We start from the raw sequence: 2,227 nt of genomic DNA, 5'->3' as shown, positions 1-2,227 counted from the left end.
CCTTAGCCGGGCGTTATGTGTAATGAGGATACTATGCAAAAATTCGCAGCTGTTTTAGGTTTGCTGTGTGTGCCTTATGTGTATGCTGAATCAATTGAAGGGTGTTATTTGGTTGCTGATGAGATAACCAGTTTTTCATCTGAAGAGTCAGAGATTCAGTCTACTTACGTAAAAATTTCAAGGTCTGCTGGAAACTACTCGGTCGAGGGTCTTATTTGGGGGGCTAATTTTCATGTTTGCCATATTGCTTCTCCGATTGAAGGCGTTGGTGGGCCACTGCAAATGAACTATGTCGACAATAAACTCGTCTATAGCTACAGTGAGGCCGAATACAACATTAATTGCGATCTAGAATTCTCCTTTAAAGATAACTCATTGACAATAAAGGACTCTAATCATCATTGTTCTGAGTACGTCTTTTATTGTGGTGCTAGAGTTGGTTTAGATAAAGTTGAGTTACCAAAAGTAGCACAAGATTGCCCTTAAATTACACATAACAAAGCGTTCAAGAGGGACTTGGCACGCGTGGCATTTTCGGTTTGCGTTGGGTTCAGTGGTTACGGCACTGTGCGGTAGCTTTAGTATTGCGTGCCTGCGCCCCTTAACGCGGCGTTATGTTTAGTCACGTAAAATCAGTTGGTTGCATCTTTTCTTTGTTCCTTCGTATTTCTAATTTTGCTCTTGTCGGCAGGTTAACTTCAGTGGTCGCTGTTTTCTGGACTCCAATTCGTGGGCGCTAAAAGTTCAGAGAGTTGCCTCATTGAAATGCAGAGTGTAGGCGAGGTGAGTGAAGTGATTTTGATTTCAAAGTTAAAGCCCGGCTTTTCGGTTTCTTACGTTGAAATTCAAAGTCAGTACAGTCAAATTTATGAGTTAATTCAGCTTTTTAGCGTCTGATTTTGGTTTGCAAAGGTAAGTCGAGTTAAGCTCTTGGTATCGCAAACTCAACCCTTTGAGCCTTAAACATAACAAGGCGTTTAAGAGGGATTCATGCCGCGTGGCATTTTTGGTTTGCAGTGAGTTTTGGTGGTGAAAGTGGTCTGCGGAAAGTTGGTTTATGCGGCACTCACCCCTTAACGCGGCGTTTTCAATTTTCAAACAAGCCTTGTTCTTTTGTTGTGAAAGTATCGTTGTCAATCGGTTGGCCTAACAAACGGCTCAAGAGGGATTGTCAACGCGTGGCGGCTTTAGTGCAGAATTGAAGTTCAGTGTTTACAGTGTTTTTTTTAAGTTCAGCGGTGCGTTGTCAACCCCTTAGCCGGGCGTTATGTTTTGGAGGAATATTTGGACTTTTTATCAAATGAATGGGTAGTAGGGATAGGAGGTGGCATATTAAGTGGCTTAATTGTTGCCTTAATTACAAGATATATCTTCTCTAAGAGAGATAACCGTGAATACTATCAAAAACTAGATATGGTAAATAAAGAAGTACTCTATGCGCTTCGTCCGGGAATCCCTGAGGGTTCTATGCCAACTGAGACTGTTCTTAAATCTTTGATTATGGCGACCTCGAGAAAGTATAAAGTTAATTCAGTCGACGTATTCCAACCGAAGCAAATCGCAGAAGAGCTGATAAAAGAGATAATGGATTCTAGTTTTATATCTTCGGAAGCAAAGCAGGAATACTGCTCTATTTTGAGTCACTTAGTCGTGGAAATTGAACCTGAAATAGATATAACTGACGCGGAAACAAAAATGCTTGATAAGCATTACCAAATAAAACAAAACCAACAGATGAGTGTTGTACTTGGTTTGTTTACGGGAGCTATGAGTGTTGCGTTGACTATTATGTCAATGTATACGAAGGTCGAAGAAAGCTCATCGTTGATAATGAAACTGTATATGAGTACTTTCCCTATGCTCATGGCTGCGGGTACTGCGTTAGTATCTATTGCTGGGATATTTGCTTACCTGCGGTTAAAGCGAGCCGAACGCAATATTGAGCAACAAACATAACAAACAATTTAAGAGTGACTCCTAACGCTTGGCAAGTTCACTCCGGTTTGAAGTTTGTGTTTACGGTGCAATGGTTTAGTTTGGGTGTATAGCGTTGTCGCACCTTAATTGGGCGTTATGCAACTCAGGTAAGTTTAGGTGCTCAATCGTTTGGGATTTCTCCGGCCATTCGTTTTATGTTGTCGGCAAATGGGCATTTTTACCTTCAAATTCTTGGCTAACTCAAACCGTAAAACAAGCAAGGTTCTTGGTTTGCCTCAATCAGTTTTAG

2 protein-coding genes are annotated in these 2,227 nt (G+C 41.2%); both read left to right on the top strand.

All coding sequences use genetic code 11. The annotated features are described in order from the left end of the window. Positions 1 to 33: 33 nt before the first annotated feature. Positions 34 to 486 carry a hypothetical protein gene (locus DD616_RS16495; protein WP_065770147.1) on the top strand — a complete coding sequence of 151 codons (453 nt, stop codon included), beginning with the start codon at positions 34 to 36 and terminating at the stop codon, positions 484 to 486. Positions 487 to 1,284: 798 nt separating this feature from the next. Further along, a complete protein-coding gene (locus tag DD616_RS16485) occupies positions 1,285 to 1,956 on the top strand; it encodes a hypothetical protein (RefSeq protein WP_080525070.1) in 672 nt (223 codons plus the stop codon). The last annotated feature ends 271 nt before the right edge of the window (positions 1,957 to 2,227 follow it).

Source organism: Vibrio anguillarum (assembly GCF_003390515.1).
Lineage (GTDB): Bacteria > Pseudomonadota > Gammaproteobacteria > Enterobacterales > Vibrionaceae > Vibrio > Vibrio anguillarum.
This window is presented reverse-complemented; position numbering and strand designations above follow the sequence as displayed.